Genomic DNA, 15951 nt, shown 5'->3' with positions numbered 1-15951 from the left:
AAAGGTAGTCTTTTATTTTACGATATTTTTTAATGTTCCAATGCCCTCAACTGTTACGATCACTTCATCACCAGGACGCAAAAATTTTGGCGGATTAAAGCCTTTTCCAACGCCCGCGGGTGTCCCGGTTGCAATAATATCTCCAGGCTCAAGCGTCATTCCTTTACTCACAGTGGACACAATTTCTTCTATCGGAAATATCATATTTTCCGTATTAGAACTTTGTCTAACTTCCCCGTTTACCTTTGTTTCAATGTGTAATTGACTGGGAGACTGAATCCCTGATTTATGCACTAAATACGGTCCCATCGGACAAAATGTATCAAAACTTTTCCCTAAGAAAAATTGTTTATGCTTTCTTTGAATATCCCGCGCTGTTATATCATTGACAATCGTATAACCAAATATATATTCCATTGCTTTATCTTTTGGAATTTGTTTGCCTCGCTTTCCAATGACAATCGCGAGTTCACCTTCATAATCCAATTCACTCGTCGCGTGCGAATGGCTATTAATTTTTTCACCATTCCCTATTACAGTCGTAGGTGCCTTCGTAAAAATCATTATATTGTTTGGGATAGATTCCTCTCCTCCCATTTCGATCGCATGTTCACGATAATTTTTCCCAACGCAAAGAATATTTTTCCGCGGTCTCGGTATAGGAGCTAATAGTTTCACTTCTTGTAAGGAATAGTAAGCTGCTAGTTTATTTTCGTTTGCCCAATTTACAATTTCACGCACCTTTTCCATACATTCGCTTCCTCTTTCAATATATTCTAACATGGTAATTGGAAGCGTAACCTTTTCACCCTTTTGTTTTTGTGCTTCTCTTAAATGCAGTACTTTCTTTTCCTCTTCGTCTACAACACCAATAAACACTTTCTCATCTTTCTTCACCGTCACAAAGCGCAAGATTTCCACTCTCCATCCTAAAACTCATACACTATAATTGTATTCGCATTCCTTAGAAAAAACCCTTCTATCCTCCCTTATTTTTTACAATATTCTTTATTTTACAATTGGTTCTTACTTGCTTTTTCGAATAAAATGTAGAATTTTTACTTTTTTTATCGAAGTTATTTCTTTTTTATGGAAATTTTGTATAATATGTACTACATATATATCTAAAAATCTATATAGAGTGGAGCCGATTGTATGTTTGAGCAAGTAATTGAAAAAAAGCGGAAAAAACTGATCTATTTTGCTGAACGTTATGGAATTACCTCTCAAAAAACAGTAAATTGTAGTCAAGAATTGGACAGGCTCTTAAATATTATTTCTCTTATACAAACAAACACTCCCGCCATTCATACGATAAATAGACATACTCATTAAGATGTATGTCTTTTATTTTTCCTAAGTAGAAAGAAAAGAAAGACTGCCGTTTTCTGAAACATATATATACTTTTTGAGTCATACATAATAACAAACTAAAAATTTTATTGATGAAAGGTGTTTGCTATGCCAGCAATGGTTGGACAGATTCGCATTGTCAATATTGGATCAAGCGGAATTTTTCATATCGGAGATGTATTTGCAATTCGGCCTATTAGTTACTCTCGTGCCTTCGCAGGAGCTGGTTCTTTTAATGTTGGAGATAACGTGTCTGTATATAACTATCAAAATACAACGACTGTTAATGATACCGATGTCGTTGACCAAGCGATTGTAGGGACGAATTAAAAGGAGGCGATAACAAATTGAACTTCTATGTGCAGCAGAGTATTATCATTAACAAAATTCAAATAGATAGCATTACAACGTCTTCTATTTTTCAAATTGGGACAGCTGGAAGTATTAAATCCCTCTCCAAATTTTCAAATACAGGAGGTTTTACAGCACCCGTCCGTCCGCTCAAAGCAAAAGGACAAATTATTTCGATTAACCCAACAACTAGTTCTTCTTAAACGAGTTGCATCATAAATATATAGCATACACCCTCCCTATTGAAAAGGAGATTATATTTCATGAATCAAGATGTATATATTTATTTACAGCAATTTCAACAAATTCTTCAACAACAACAAAACACCATTCATGCCTTAGAACAACAAGTGTATGCACTACAAGAAGAACTTGAAGAATTAAAAAGTCGTCCCTCCTCTTCCATAGGAAAAGTGGAATACAAATTCGATCAGTTAAAAGTAGAAAATTTAAATGGGACATTAAATATCGGCTTAAATCCTTTTGCTAAGACCGGACAACAAATTGAAGACTTTCAAGTAGATACAGAAACATTGAAAGTAAACCCTGAAACAGAACAAGATATTCATCCAGACTTTTATCAAGGGATTATTCAAGAAATGCATCGTTATTTAGATGAAGAAGCATATAATAGAATTCTTCATTTCGAAAGAGAGGAAGGAACACCTCTTGATGAAATGCATCGTCAAATGATGATAGATGATATAAAAAAACAAATGGAACATCGCCTTCCTTACTACTTATCCCAAGTGCAGCCATATGACGATATCACCTCGAATCCAGAACAGTTGCATGCTGTCATCATTCAAGCGATGAAGCAGGATATTGATAAAGCTTTTCTTTCGTTTATTCAACATATACCAGGTAACTTCCGAAAGGAGTAAGTATATGAACTTACATGTGATCAACCGTGAAATGAAAGTAGGGCAAATTAAAACAAATGGGGTATCTTCTTCCTCCCTTTTTTTAATTGGAGACGCAAATCTCCTTATTCTCTCCTCTATTCTTGATACGCCGTTTGAATCTGTGACAGAAGGACCGTTTGTACCACTTGTTACAGATGTTCCTTCTACTCCAGGTTAAGGAGAAGAACTCCTATGTTTCGACATGTCTCGGTAGTACAAAATGCTTCCGTCGTATCGATGGGGATTAGTGCCGTCTTCCAAGTCGGAGATGCAAATCAAATGGCATTAAAAAGTAGAGCACTTGCGGTGCATCGAGAAATCCCTTTTTATTTAAAAGGTGAAGGTCGACTTGATGCTTTTAAACTGTTTACTGATAAATATATTACAATCCCAAAACGTTCAACTGATGTCAAACTGAATATTACAAACGAATGTCCTTTTATCGAAGTAAACGATGTCAACTTACTCACACTATTAAACTCAGCTTGTTTTCAAATCGGCTCTGTTGACTATGTATTTAGCAACTCTCGGATTATGCAAATCCGTCAATATATGAATGAACCTTTTGAAACATCACCCATATAATGTTGAGAAGAAGACGAATGAAGTGGGGGAATCTTATGCCATCTGTTGTCGGAAACCTTATCGTGCAAAACAGTAATGGCTCTTTTAACTTAGGTGATTTTTATAATGTTTCTCCAAAAGAAAATACGAAAGCCTACAATGGCTCAGGTGCTTCAAATGTCGCTTTTGTTATCAACACATTTAACGGTGTAAGCGCAACAAATACATTTGACCCTGATGTAGCAGACCAAGACCAAATCGTGACAGCATAAAGTGAAACTTTAATCCGTGGGGGTTTTCTTCATCCCCCACGGATTATTAGCCCTCACCAACCGGGCTGTTACGGGCAGCCCTACTCCCACCTATCTTCCTTGCTTCTCTCTGAATCTTGAAGTGGGAGTCTTACTGCCCTAAAATAGCGGGATAAAAAAAGTAGGAGACGATTCTCCTACTTTTTCACATGCCATTCTTTATTTCCAAGCCGTCATGTTACACCGCTTTTTTCTCACGCCATTTCTATTCCTCAATCGTAATTACATGATTTCCATCAAAGAAGTATAAACATTTTTCTTTTATAGGGTGTTGTAACGTTTTTTCTAGTGCTTTTGCATATAAGGAAAGCTGTACTTTATAGCGCTCTTCTAAAATTGGTTTCGCCTGATCGAATCCGCCTGGAAATTTCCCTTCAATCGTATCTGTTTTGAAGTCGATTAACGTAATACCATCATCTTCTTCGATCATACAGTCGATTACCCCTTGTACGAGTATCGCCTCTTCGCTCTTACCTTGCCAATTTTGATATGCTTCTTCTGCTGAAAGCATCATCGTAAACGGTACTTCTCGCTCAACACTTTTCGCTTCTAATACTCGTTTTCCAATATGACTCTCAAAAAATGCCACTATTCTTTCGACACTGATTTCTTCTGCTTGTTCAAGCGTTAAAATCTCTTTATTCACCATTTTTGCGATTTGTTCTTGAATAGATTCAATTGTAACAGGCTTCTTCAAATCAACATGCTGCATAACGGCATGAACGGCTGTTCCGCGCTCTGCATATGTTAAGCCTTTTTTCTCCATAAAATGCGGTCGTGTTCGAATTGGCGCGCGCAACTTTTGAATAAAGGCCGTATCACTTCCATCTTCCGATTGATAATTTCTTTTAATTTCCGTAACAGATTGCTTCGCACGTTGAAGCGTTGCATCCTCGTATTCGTATTTCCACATTAATCGGTCATATACTTCATCTTTTCGTTCACTCTCTAACGGAACAGCCTTTTTCTCACGCAGCGCTTCTAACAACTCTTGCTTTTCTTCTTGAGCTGGCTCTGGTGCAAGTAACGTTTTGCCATCAACGAATTCTACTTTCCAGCTTGTATCATATTCATAAATTTCATTTGGAATATTACCTTGTCCTAATTCAAGGAGCATTTCACTATCTCGATGTCGGTATAAGGAAGGAGCAATCCAATCTAAATAACATGATGCACTCGCGCGCACATAATCTGGTAGTAACCATTCTGTATGCTCCCGCGTATCAAGCCATTTTTCCATTTCTTTTTCCTTATCTTTCACCGTTCCAATTAAAATTAACTTCTCTTTTGCACGCGTTAACGCAACATATAATACACGCATTTCTTCCGCGATTAACTCGCGTTTCATTTTTCGTTTAATCGCTAGTTGCGATAATGTTGTATATTTAATTCGCTTGCGCGGGTCAATGAATTGTGAACCAAATCCGAAATCTTTATGCAATAAGAAACGCTGCATTAAATCTTGCGTATTAAAACGACGGCCAAGCCCTGCCACAAACACAACCGGGAATTCTAATCCTTTACTTTTATGAATGGTCATAATACGAACGACATCTTCTTGTTCTCCAAGAGCTCTTGCAGTTCCCATATCATCACCGCGTTCTAAAATGCGCTCAATAAAGCGTAAAAAGCGGAATAATCCTCTAAATGATGTCGCCTCATACTGCCTTGCGCGATCGTATAAAACACGCAAGTTTGCTTGGCGTTGTTTTCCGCCAGGTAATCCACCGACAAAGTCATAATATCCCGTTTCGCGGTACACTTTCCAAATTAAGTCGGAAAGAGGTTGTTGACGCGCGAACTCACGCCATTCTTGCAGTAAGTGATAAAACCATTCTAGCTTTTCATGCAGCTCCTTCTCTTCTTCAAGCGGTGCTCCTCGTAAGAACGAGCGCATCACTTCATAAAAAGAGCCTTTCTTTGCATGTGCACGCAGCATCGCAAGTTCCTCATCATTTAGCCCAACAATTGGCGAACGAAGTACAGCTGCTAGCGGAATATCTTGCACTGGATTATCAATAACGCGGAAAACATTCATCATAATATTTACTTCTGTCGCTTCAAAATAGCCCGTTGCAAGTTCTGCGTATACTGGAATTCCTTGCAGTTTTAACTCTTCCATAATTTGCGGCGCCCACGGCATCGAGCGCAGTAAAATAACAAAATCACGATATTGGACATTGCGCATTTCATTCGTTTTCCGGTCATATACTGTATATCCTGAGTCAACCATCGCTTTTATGCGCTGCGCAATGAGACGCGCTTCCAGCTGCGCTTTTTCTACTTCTTCTCCCTCTTCTCCATCTAGCACTTCTTCTTCAGATTGGTGAATGCATAATAGCTCTGCCGCTACATCTTCTCCGTCTGGATAACTCGCACCTAACTTTAATTCAGCATCCGCATCATACTCAATTTCACCAACTTCTTCGCCCATAATTTGTTTGAAGATAAAGTTTGTACCAGATAATACTTCATGACGGCTGCGGAAGTTTCTCGCCAAATCAATTTTCATTCCGCCTTCTAATCCTTCTTGTGTAAAGCGTTTATATTTTCCTAAAAACAAGCCGGGTTCTGCTAATCGAAATCGATAGTAGGGTAAGCATCCAACGCCTTGCTGTATCTCTACAGTAGGTTTCCAGACACTCCCCCCCGAACCGTACGTACTCCTCTCAGAGTATACGGCTCTCCACTTACAAATATCTATCCTCTCGTTTTATGAATTTCGTTATGACATTTTTTACATACAACGAATGTTTTTCTCTGCTTTGCGATCATCATCATTTCCCAATACGTTTTACCTTTTAAATTTTTCACCTTATTGACATGATGAACTTCAAATTTCGTATCAGGGTGATTGTCTCCACAGCGTTCACATTCTTTTGCATTCAATCTTTGTTCTCAATCTGTTTTCCCTTGATATACATAAAGGTTAGGTTTTGTATCAATATCTTTTTTGTGGCTAACTTTTCGTTTAGTAAAACCGTCTTTATAGAAATAAGCTATTCTTTCTCCATGTTTCGTTTGATACTTTATCCCCCAGTACTTGCCTTGTTTGTATTTTGTTTTCATCTTGGTGACTGTGGATTTGTATTTATTAGCAAGTGTTTTCAAACAGCTATATTCCATGACGTATTTCAACTGCCACATTTTCTTTGATACATTTTCAGCTAAGGAATAGTAATGATATAAACCTCTTAACTCGGCATTGTATGTTTCCACTATTTCTAAATCTGATAGACCTAGAAGTCTCGGTCTGTGAAGCATATCCCATTGCTTCGCATCGATATCTTTGACCATCTTTCTATCCACAATGACTCTTTCTATCGTTCCTTTTGGTATTCGTAGTTGTACGTAACCACGGTATTTTCTTTTTGCCACATTGTTCTTATCTTTTGCTACCGCTACATCACGACTTATACGAATGTCGTATCCTAAAAATTTTGCGGATTTTGTACTATGTGTAATAAGAGTCTTTTCTTCCGACATTTCTAGTTCAAGTTTCTCACTTAGGAACTTGCTAATCACGCTTTTTATGTGTTGGCAATCTTCCTTGCTCCCATTTACCCCTATGAGGAAGTCATCTGCATATCTTACATATTTAAGACTTTTATACTCCTCATGATTCGGTTCATAGTAGGGCAGGTTTAGAAGCTTCTTCTTGTTCTCCTTATATTCCTGTATCATCGTTTCTCTCATTGCTTGATCACGTATCATATCAATTTTTTTCTTAAGCCTTTGATTTCTCATATCATATTTACGATATTCCGTATTTCGTTTACGACTCTTTGGCTTTCCTTGATCAAACTTTTGTTTTAGTTCAGTTATCACAAAATAATCAAGCTCATTCAAATATATGTTTGCTAAGATCGGACTCACAATTCCACCCTGCGGCGTTCCGCTATATGTGTTGTTGTATCTCCAATCTTCGAGATACCCCGCTCTTAGGAATTTCCATATGAGCCGGATAAAGCGTTCATCGCTTATCCTCTTGCGAAGTATATGGATGAGTACATGATGGTTTATGTTATCGAAGAACCCTTTTATGTCCCCTTCGATAAACCAGTTAACCGCAGTAAACGTATTTTTGATTTGCATGAGAGCCGAGTGACAACTATGTTTTTCTCTGAAGCCATGAGAGAACTCTGAAAATGTTGGTTCGTATATTGCCTCTAGTATCATCCTGCATACTTCTTGAACGATTCTGTCGGTGAAAGTTGGGATACCAAGTGGTCTTGTTTCCCCATTACTCTTTGGGATATTTACTCTTCTTACTGGTTTTGGTTGGTACGTTTCATCCTTTAATGAAGAGATAATAGATTCTATCTTTTCATCTCCAAAACCATCTGCCGTTTCTTCCTCTATTCCTTTTGTTGCGCTACCTTTATTTTTGTATATCTTTGTATAGGCTTTAATATAGAACTCTTTGTTGTACATGTTTCTGTACAACCTGTCATAACGATAATTTTCTTTACTAGCTTGCTTGGATAGATTGTATAATACAACTTCCGAATTTTGCATAGAGCATTTCGCTCCTTTCATCATTGTTTATACTTTGTAAGCTGTCCCCCTTCGCCATGTAATGGGCTTTCCCCATCTCGGACTACTACGAGAACTCCGTTACCATATTGGATATTCAGTACCTTTGTACATAGCCTGTAGTGGCGTTCCAACTTAGGTAATCCCCATTTAGTATGTTGCATACAGGCTCGATCAGTTGTCGGAAGGAACGTTCATCCTTTTCCCATATCTATGGGTGCGTCCATCCTATTCATTCAGAAACTAGGTCAGCGCATCGATCTAGTACGCTTCCCCATGCTTTAACGTCTCCATTTATGACGTAAAGCAGGATAGATTCTAGGTTTCAAACGGTTTCCTAGACGGGAAACATTGCCCCGCTCAGACTGTTCTTCAAGCAGTTTAGCCTTCTTCCTCATACTCATCTTTTATACCTCGCCACTCAGTCGTAACCTTTCCGTTTAGGTTAACTTATGGCTTTCCCGACATGCTACACTCCCCCTTTGGTTTCCCGCAGAGATAAGTCGGTTGGTATTTTAACCGTTTCTGTAGTTAATTCACCGCCTACTGGTGAAATATGCAACACCCTTATGGGCGCACGATAGACTGCTTTACGTCACCGACCATAAACAAATTACCTTCTTGTTCCGAATCTTTCGTTACGAGTTTAATAATGGATTCTTGAACGAAGTTTGTATCTTGATATTCATCGACGAGAACTTCCGCAAATGTATTGCGGTATTGAAGTGCAACTGGCGATGGGCGCAGTTCCCCATCTTCACCTTGCTCGCTTAAAATTTGCAAACAAAAATGTTCTAAATCTGTAAAATCAACCATTCCTTTATCACGTTTTACCGCTTGGAATCGACTCGAGAACTCTTTAACAAGCTGCACGAGTTTTCCTAATACAGGATGCATCTCTTGAAAATCATGTAAAAAGCTTTCTGGTTTACGACTAAACAGTTCTTCTTGTAATTTCTTCACTTCATCTTTTGCTTGATTGCGAAGCGAATCGACCTGTTTCACAATATCTTCGTTATAATCGCTTTTCTTAATACGCTTTAACGTTTGCCACGATACGTGTTGCATTGCTTCATATACACTTGTCCACGACTTCTGCGCCGCATGAGATAGCGTTTCTAGTAAAACGAGATCCGCTTGTAATGTCTCCAGACGCGGAGCAGGACCATCAGGAAGCATCGCTAATTCCATCGCTTTTCGAATATGTTCCTCTGCTGTTTCAAGCTGGAATTTCACATCTTCTAATAAATAAGAAGCATACATTAAATCTTCAATTGTTTTTCCTTCCACGTCATACGCTCCTACTAATGTATCAAGCCACTTTTCTGGATTTGGATGCGCTCCTGCTGCTGTATGAAGTGCCAAAATCATTCGCTGTAAATCATCATCATTACGGTCGCTCGTATAGCGATCGACAAGTTCAAAGAATAGTTGATTCTCTTCTATTCCATACTCTTCTTCTAATATGTCATCTAACACTTCTTCTTTTAATAACTCATTTTCCGTTTGATTCGCGATGCGAAAACGAGGATCGATATCAAGCATGTAATAATAGGAACGAATGACTTGTAAGCAAAAAGAGTGAATTGTTGAAATGGAAGCTTTATTTAATAAGCTCAGCTGCTTCCGTATATGCTGTGAACTCGGTTCATCCATTAACACTTTCTCTAACGCTTCTCCAATTCGATTTTTCATCTCTTGCGCGGCTGCGTTCGTAAATGTTACGACGAGTAAGCGATCGACATCGACTGGATTCTCCTCATTAATAATCTTTTTAATGATACGTTCAACGAGTACTGCTGTTTTCCCGGACCCTGCTGCTGCTGCAACTAAAATATCGCGTCCATGCGCCACAACAGCTTTCCATTGATCATCTGTCCATTGACTACCTTCTGGTTTTGCTGGCCAATTTTCTGCCATCATTCGCCAACCTCCTCTCGAATTTTCTCCATTGCTTCACTATCTTTCATATCTTTTAATGTACGGAACTGATTGTCTTCCAGCGATTCATCGAACTGGCAGACAGAGCGGAAGTTACAAAATGTACACGCTGCTTTATTCCCCATTTTATAGGGAGCAATATCAATGACACCTTCTGTAATGTCATTTCCGATTGTTTCAAACGTATGGTGTACATATTTTTGCAGCACAGAAAATTCTTGTTCACTTGCAATGCTAGAGCGTGCGCTGAAGCTTCCGTCTTTTTTCAACCCGGCTGAAATAATATCAGAGCTTCCTGTTGCTAGTTTGTTATCCATTAAACGAACAACATCAGCATCTCCAAGTACGAGTCCTTTCATTTTAAATTTCTTTAAAATTTCTTTCTCAATCTCGTCTTCAGAAGCGTCACCTTTCACCTCAACAAGTGGATTATGAATATGGAAGTATAACACGCCTGCTGGTGATGCGACTTCGCCCTGTTTCATCCACGTACCAGCATTAGAAATGACGACATCCAAATACGTCAACATTTGCAATGCTAATCCGTAATATACTTCTGTTAAATCCAGCGCTTTCGAGCTCGATTTATAATCAATAATGCGAAGGAACGTACCGCTCTCATCTTCCGCTTTATCAACCCGATCAATGCGGCCGACAACTTCCATTTTCACACCGTTTGATAATGTAAATTCCATCGGTGGTAATGAACCATTGCCTCCCATGCCAAACGGAACTTCTAAATCAACTGGAACAAATCCGCTCGCCTTGGCATGTTCCCTTAGCACAAGCGATGTTCTAAAAATGATTTGCTGTAATTTTTGTTTCAAGTAAGCATGGCGATTTGAGCTTAATAAAATTTGTCTTTGTAATAATGGAGCAATTTCTTCTATTACTAATATGGAAAGATGCTCACATTCTTTTACGGATAAATCCGCCCAAGTCCGGTTTTCACGCAAGAGCTTGTCCGCAATTTTCTTTAGCGCTGCATGGAATAACTCTCCAATATCTGGTGCATCTAATTTAAATATATCGCGCTCTCTCAATGATAAACCGTGCTGCGCAAAATGAGCGTACGCACAGCGATTAAATAATTCCATACGAGAGACACTTCCTTTTATTTTCTCTCCGTATAAAATTCGACTTACAGCTGCACTTAGTTTCTTCGCACGATTTCGATAAAACAAACTGGATAAGACGCGATTGCTTTTTTGCTTCCATTCATCGGAAGTAACGTAGAAATTATATACATCCCACCAAAAATCTAAATCGCCTTCAAACCCGTATCGTTTCCACGTTTGCAGTTGTTGCATCACATATGACAATGTTACTTCTGGCGTCGTTACATATGAAATTTGTGCTGCGCGCGCTAAGTCGTTTACATCATTTGTTATAAACGTCTCTTTCACATCAGGAAACATTCTCTTTATTTTCTTCATAAAACTAGAAGCGAGTAATGTCTTTCCTTCTTCATCTGCAAGCGGACAAGAAATATATAGTTTCTCAGATGCTCTTGTCACCATTTGATACATCACAAACTGTTCTTCTAATAACGTTTGTCTTGTCGTTGGTGCTAATTCCACGCCCGCTGCTGCAAGAACGTCTCTTTCTTCATCAGAAAGCATCCCTTCATCTGTCGGCGTAGCTGGCATCACGCCTTCATTTGCACCAATGACAAATGTTGCCCGAATATTTGAAAGTCGAGAGCGATCGATATTTGCAATTAATACTTGGTCTAACGATGGCGGGATATTGGCAAATTGAAGTGCCTCAAGCCCTGTCGTCATCACATCAATAAACACCGATAGAGACATACTTTCTTCTCCAAGCATCTCAACAAATGTATCAAGAAGATTCATCACTTCTTCCCACACTTGATCATGGTCTGTCGCAAATAAGAAATCTCCGCTTTCTTCAGCACGTACGCGTAATTGTTCTAATTTCTTCGGAACATCTAGCTCCTCTAAAAATAAATATACAGCTTCGCACATTTGCATAACGGTACTTGCACGTTTCAATCTTTTTTGCAGGCGAATGACCGGCGTTCTTACAATCTCGCGAAGACGGTTCATTTTCTCTTCCATTTGGCGTTCACTATCTGTTATCACTTCTTTCACTCCATCAAGAGAGCGATAACGACGATACGTCCACGGCTCATCAGCGGTCCATTTCTTACCTTGGACACCGTATGCCAAACAGTAGTTTTCAAATTCATCCATTTCTTCACGCATCACTTCTTTTTTTACATCTAGCGGATATAAAAGTTCTGTTTTCACGCAGCGAAAAACAGCATCATAACGCCAATTCCCACTAATCATTTCTAAAGCAGAACGAATGCATTCTACTAGCGGATGATGAGACATCGGGCGCTTTTCATCAATGAAATGCGGAATATCATAATCTGCAAATAATGTTCTTAACACATCATAATAGCTTTCTCCGTTTCGAAGAAGTACGGCAATATCGCGGTAACGATACTTCTCTTCTGCGACAAGTCTACGAATTTCTCGCGCTACTCCTTCTACTTCTGCCCGTAAATTCGCAGCTGTATGGATGGCAATGCTCGCCCCTCCGTAAAATTTTTCGTTCGGACGCGATTCATAGTAAGCTTCTAAATGCGCTAACGCTGGAGAATGAAACCGCGGCTGTTCTACAAGCGGTATCGTTTTTTCCATTACAACTTTTTCTTCCCGTGCTACTTGTTTTACTTTTTCATACGTCAGCACTGTTTCATAAAACAAATCCAGTTCATTGACTGGCTGGGCTAACGACTTTTCATCCACCGTTAATGTAATTGTCATCCTTGCTCCGCATCTCATTAACTGCCTTATAATTTCAAGTTCTTGCGGAGAGAACGAATGAAATCCATCGATATAAATTTCGGCATCCTTTACATACTCGGAAAACGGCAGTTTCTCAATAAGAAGCTGTAAATAATCTTCCGAATCTAAATACTTTCCAATTAAAGCTCGTTCAAAATCATCATATAATAGCTGCAAATCATATATTTTATTTGCCAGCAACTTTTGTTCGGCGCTACTGCTATGCGCGTCTAACTGTTGCCACATTTCATATACATGAGATGGCGTTATATTGTAACGTTTAAACTCTGCAATCATACCGCCAAGATGTTCAAAGAACCCATTTTGTTCAGCGGCTTTTTGGAACACATATAATCCTTCTTTGCGCGATTCAATAATTTTGCGAAGTAACATATGCACACCCGCTTCATCAATATGAAGACGACTTGCCCCTCCTACTTCTTGCAACACTTTCCAAGCTAACCGTGAAAAACTAAACACTTGTGCACGAATAGAAGCCCTTACTTCTTCACTTCCTATTAACGCCTGCTGCGTCTGAAATGTCATTTGTTCAGGAACAAGGTATAAAATCGTTTTCCCTCTTGGGCGCTCTTTTAACTCTTCTTGCACTTCTCGTAAACAAAGTGTACTTTTCCCACTTCCTGCTCTTCCAATCACAAATCGAAGTGTCATGTAACCCCACCTTTCACCTATATAACGAACATTCGTTTCTGTCATCATTGTATGATAGGACACGAAAAAAGACAAACAGAGACTGCTTGCCTTTTTTCCTCTTTTCTATATTATAAAACATTCTATTCACCTTTTGAAAAGTTCATTTGCATTTCGTTAATCGGCCAATAACGTAAATCGACTTTTCCAACAACCGCATCTGCTTTTATAAAGCCAAAATGTCGGCTATCCCAGCTCCCAAGACGGTTATCGCCAAGCACAAAAATATACCCTTTTGGCACAACCTTTTTTTTCGTTAACTCTTCCAACTTAAAATCTCCTGTCAACTGGCGTCCTTTCACTTGTTCCTTATATGTTTCTAAATACGGTTCCTTAACAAATTGACCATTAATATATAATTGATCCTGCTTATATTCAATATGATCTCCAGGTAAACCAATGATTCGTTTTACATAGTCCTCTTTTTTATTCGCATGGAACACAACAACATCAAATCGATGTAACTCTCCAACTTGATAACTCACTTTATTCACAACAAGCATATTACCATCTTGAAGCGTTGGCATCATCGACTTTCCCTCTACAACATAAGTCGAGAAGAAAAACGTTCGAAAAAAAAGAGCTAGCAGTATCCCGATAAGAATCGTTCTCATCCACTCTACGCTTTCTTTTTTCAAAGTTTGCTTCATCAGCCTCTCCCCTCACCCTTTTCTACAATGACGCTGTATGCACAGTGCGGACTTCTCTTCTCAATGCAGTTCTAATTTCACTTCAATTTTCTTACCAACATACCAAAGAATAAAAATAACCCCTATCACAATAATTGTTTTTAAAGGATTATGAATAAAAGAAGTTAAATCATGACCGATATAGCTTAACATGAAAATCATAACAAGTTTTCCAAGTATTAAAGCTAATCCAAACTGCCTTACACTAATGCGCGATAATCCCGCGACTACATTAATCAATGCAGATGGCGTAAATGGAAAACAATACAATACAAAAATAGGTGCGAATCCTTTTCGTTCAATCCATCCCATTGCACTTCGCACTTTCGGATGTTTATTGATATAAGAAAAAAAGCGACTTCGCCCAAACTTACGAATGACAAGAAAAACAAGAAATGCACCTAGCACCGAACCGAGCCAAGAATAGAAAAATCCAAGCCATAGACCAAAAGCAACCGCATTTGCCATAACAAATACGATCAGTGGAAGTACAGGAATAAGCGCTTCTGCCATCGGCAAGCCAATGCCAAGGAGCGGACCAAACGCCCGGTAACTCTCGACAAGTTGGTCCATATTTTCTGCTGAAAAGTATTCTTTGATTGTTTGAAAATCCATTCTACAATTTACCCCTTTATTATATTCACTATCCCTACTTTATCATTGCTTCGTATAAAGAGGAAATGGTAGATATGACATATGGAGATGTATGTATTAAAGTTCCATACGACGATGTAAAACTCCTTCCTGATTGTCATATGATTATCTATTATGATTTGACAGGATGTTACACCTTTCACGTTTCCATGTAACAAAAAGAAACCAGGTACTTCATCATATCTGGTTTCTTTTCATTTTATTATATGAACATCTTGCCTGATCTATTAGTCATTCTCCTTCTATATCTTCTTCCTTTACAAGGTACACTTTTTCATACGCTGGTCTTAACGTTGATATCGCTTCTTTTGCAACTGGCTTAAACTGCAAGTTTCCTTGTTTATCTTTCCGATCTTCATATTCTGTTCTCAGCTTTGCTGTACGGTTTTGTTGATTCTCAAAACTACTCTTTGACATCTCTAATTTCACTGCAAACCCATTAATAAATCGAATAATAAGATTGCCGTCTGTTAACTCTTTATTGCTTGCAATATGAAAATGAGAGAGCCATGCACATTCCTTTCTTGAATAGGAATAGGTGGGAAAGAAATAGAGTTGATCTGTGGGACTGATTGCGATGGGAGCTTTATGAGTAATACGTGTTAACTCTTTTGTCCCTTCTTTCCTCCCTAAAAAACTTGATCCATGCTTACGACAGCTTCGTTCTACAATATCAAGCGGCTTTTGGAACATGAAAAAAGAGTCTTCCACTTCAATTACTCTCGTTATTACACTTTTTTCCCCTAAAATAACGGGCAGTAAAGCCATCGTTTTTTTATTTACTATATAGTTTTCAACATAGCGCTCAGCTCTACCATCCATGTTGTGTTCACTCCTTCTATAAATTTCATTTATATTAGCAGCTGCACAAATAATTGTATCATGTCCCTTACAAAATAATTAAAATTTTCAATTATTTTACATTCTTTTATCAAACTTTAAAATGATATTATTTCTTTCCATAAAAATACCCCGTGTTAAAAATGGATATCGTTCGTTCAAATAGAGATATGATTTCAAATTAAAATCGATTTTCCATGCTTAAAAAAGGAATCCTTACACCATATGTATATCGTTAAAAATGTATAACAAAAAAGATGGCCAAAGCCATCCTTTT

At 38.4% G+C, this 15951-nt stretch carries 12 protein-coding genes and 3 pseudogenes; 7 read left to right on the top strand and 8 right to left on the bottom strand.

From position 1 onward, the window contains the following. Positions 1–12: 12 nt before the first annotated feature. Positions 13–912 carry a fumarylacetoacetate hydrolase family protein gene (locus MR058_RS01595; protein WP_242142224.1) on the bottom strand — a complete coding sequence of 300 codons (900 nt, stop codon included), beginning with the start codon at positions 910–912 and terminating at the stop codon, positions 13–15. Between the two features lie 243 nt (positions 913–1155). Here MR058_RS01595 and MR058_RS01590 point away from each other — a divergent pair, with 243 nt between their 5' ends. The 7 genes from MR058_RS01590 (at position 1156) to MR058_RS01560 (ending at position 3445) form a co-directional block, all read left to right on the top strand. Then, positions 1156–1335 carry an aspartyl-phosphate phosphatase Spo0E family protein gene (locus tag MR058_RS01590; protein ID WP_242142221.1) on the top strand — a complete coding sequence of 60 codons (180 nt, stop codon included), beginning with the start codon at positions 1156–1158 and terminating at the stop codon, positions 1333–1335. 126 nt (positions 1336–1461) lie between these two features. After that, positions 1462–1683: a spore germination protein gene (locus MR058_RS01585; RefSeq protein WP_011983955.1), complete on the top strand. Its 222-nt coding sequence runs from the start codon at positions 1462–1464 to the stop codon at positions 1681–1683. Positions 1684–1700: 17 nt separating this feature from the next. Continuing rightward, positions 1701–1907 carry a spore germination protein GerPB gene (locus MR058_RS01580; RefSeq protein ID WP_242142219.1) on the top strand — a complete coding sequence of 69 codons (207 nt, stop codon included), beginning with the start codon at positions 1701–1703 and terminating at the stop codon, positions 1905–1907. Between the two features lie 60 nt (positions 1908–1967). Beyond that, positions 1968–2588 carry a spore germination protein GerPC gene (gerPC, locus tag MR058_RS01575; RefSeq protein WP_242142218.1) on the top strand — a complete coding sequence of 207 codons (621 nt, stop codon included), beginning with the start codon at positions 1968–1970 and terminating at the stop codon, positions 2586–2588. Between the two features lie 4 nt (positions 2589–2592). Next, positions 2593–2787, top strand: a complete 195-nt coding sequence (locus MR058_RS01570) for a spore gernimation protein GerPD (protein ID WP_242142216.1) — start codon at positions 2593–2595, stop codon at positions 2785–2787. A gap of 14 nt (positions 2788–2801) precedes the next feature. Next, on the top strand, positions 2802–3194 hold the full coding sequence (locus MR058_RS01565) for a spore germination protein GerPE (RefSeq protein WP_242142213.1): 393 nt from the start codon (positions 2802–2804) through the stop codon (positions 3192–3194). A gap of 35 nt (positions 3195–3229) precedes the next feature. After that, complete coding sequence (locus tag MR058_RS01560) at positions 3230–3445, top strand: spore germination protein (protein WP_242142814.1); 216 nt, start codon at positions 3230–3232, stop codon at positions 3443–3445. A 244-nt stretch (positions 3446–3689) separates the two neighbouring features. Here the strand turns inward: MR058_RS01560 and addA are convergent. The 7 genes and pseudogenes from addA to MR058_RS01525 all read right to left on the bottom strand — a co-directional run. Further along, a pseudogene (gene addA / locus MR058_RS01555) lies at positions 3690–6074 on the bottom strand (helicase-exonuclease AddAB subunit AddA); the annotation flags it as partial. A 110-nt stretch (positions 6075–6184) separates the two neighbouring features. After that, positions 6185–8002 (bottom strand): annotated as a pseudogene (locus tag MR058_RS01550) (reverse transcriptase domain-containing protein). Between the two features lie 591 nt (positions 8003–8593). After that, a pseudogene (locus MR058_RS01545) lies at positions 8594–9940 on the bottom strand (UvrD-helicase domain-containing protein); the annotation flags it as partial. Next, positions 9940–13452, bottom strand: coding sequence for a helicase-exonuclease AddAB subunit AddB (gene addB, locus MR058_RS01540; RefSeq protein ID WP_242142813.1), 3513 nt, complete (start codon positions 13450–13452; stop codon positions 9940–9942). The pseudogene MR058_RS01545 and the gene addB, both read right to left, overlap by 1 nt. A gap of 122 nt (positions 13453–13574) precedes the next feature. After that, positions 13575–14141: a signal peptidase I gene (gene lepB, locus MR058_RS01535; RefSeq protein WP_242142212.1), complete on the bottom strand. Its 567-nt coding sequence runs from the start codon at positions 14139–14141 to the stop codon at positions 13575–13577. Positions 14142–14201: 60 nt separating this feature from the next. Continuing rightward, positions 14202–14795, bottom strand: a complete 594-nt coding sequence (locus MR058_RS01530) for a TVP38/TMEM64 family protein (protein ID WP_242142210.1) — start codon at positions 14793–14795, stop codon at positions 14202–14204. Between the two features lie 270 nt (positions 14796–15065). After that, entirely contained in the window at positions 15066–15656 is a 591-nt protein-coding gene (locus MR058_RS01525) for a competence protein ComK (RefSeq protein WP_242142208.1), read from the bottom strand. Positions 15657–15951: the final 295 nt, after the last annotated feature.

Source organism: Bacillus cereus group sp. BfR-BA-01430, from assembly GCF_022663115.1.
GTDB lineage: Bacteria > Bacillota > Bacilli > Bacillales > Bacillaceae_G > Bacillus_A > Bacillus_A cereus_BD.
Note: the sequence above shows the minus strand (reverse complement) of the source record. Positions and strands in the feature narration are given on the sequence as shown.

Bases quoted from the DNA above. Each gene is read 5' to 3' on its own strand.
- addB (WP_242142813.1), bottom strand. From the start codon at position 13,452: ATGACACTTCGATTTGTGATTGGAAGAGCAGGAAGTGGGAAAAGTACA.
- MR058_RS01530 (WP_242142210.1), bottom strand. From the start codon at position 14,795: ATGGATTTTCAAACAATCAAAGAATACTTTTCAGCAGAAAATATGGAC.
- MR058_RS01570 (WP_242142216.1), top strand. From the start codon at position 2,593: ATGAACTTACATGTGATCAACCGTGAAATGAAAGTAGGGCAAATTAAA.
- MR058_RS01585 (WP_011983955.1), top strand. From the start codon at position 1,462: ATGCCAGCAATGGTTGGACAGATTCGCATTGTCAATATTGGATCAAGC.
- gerPC (WP_242142218.1), top strand. From the start codon at position 1,968: ATGAATCAAGATGTATATATTTATTTACAGCAATTTCAACAAATTCTT.
- MR058_RS01590 (WP_242142221.1), top strand. From the start codon at position 1,156: ATGTTTGAGCAAGTAATTGAAAAAAAGCGGAAAAAACTGATCTATTTT.
- MR058_RS01560 (WP_242142814.1), top strand. From the start codon at position 3,230: ATGCCATCTGTTGTCGGAAACCTTATCGTGCAAAACAGTAATGGCTCT.
- MR058_RS01565 (WP_242142213.1), top strand. From the start codon at position 2,802: ATGTTTCGACATGTCTCGGTAGTACAAAATGCTTCCGTCGTATCGATG.
- lepB (WP_242142212.1), bottom strand. From the start codon at position 14,141: ATGAAGCAAACTTTGAAAAAAGAAAGCGTAGAGTGGATGAGAACGATT.
- MR058_RS01525 (WP_242142208.1), bottom strand. From the start codon at position 15,656: ATGGATGGTAGAGCTGAGCGCTATGTTGAAAACTATATAGTAAATAAA.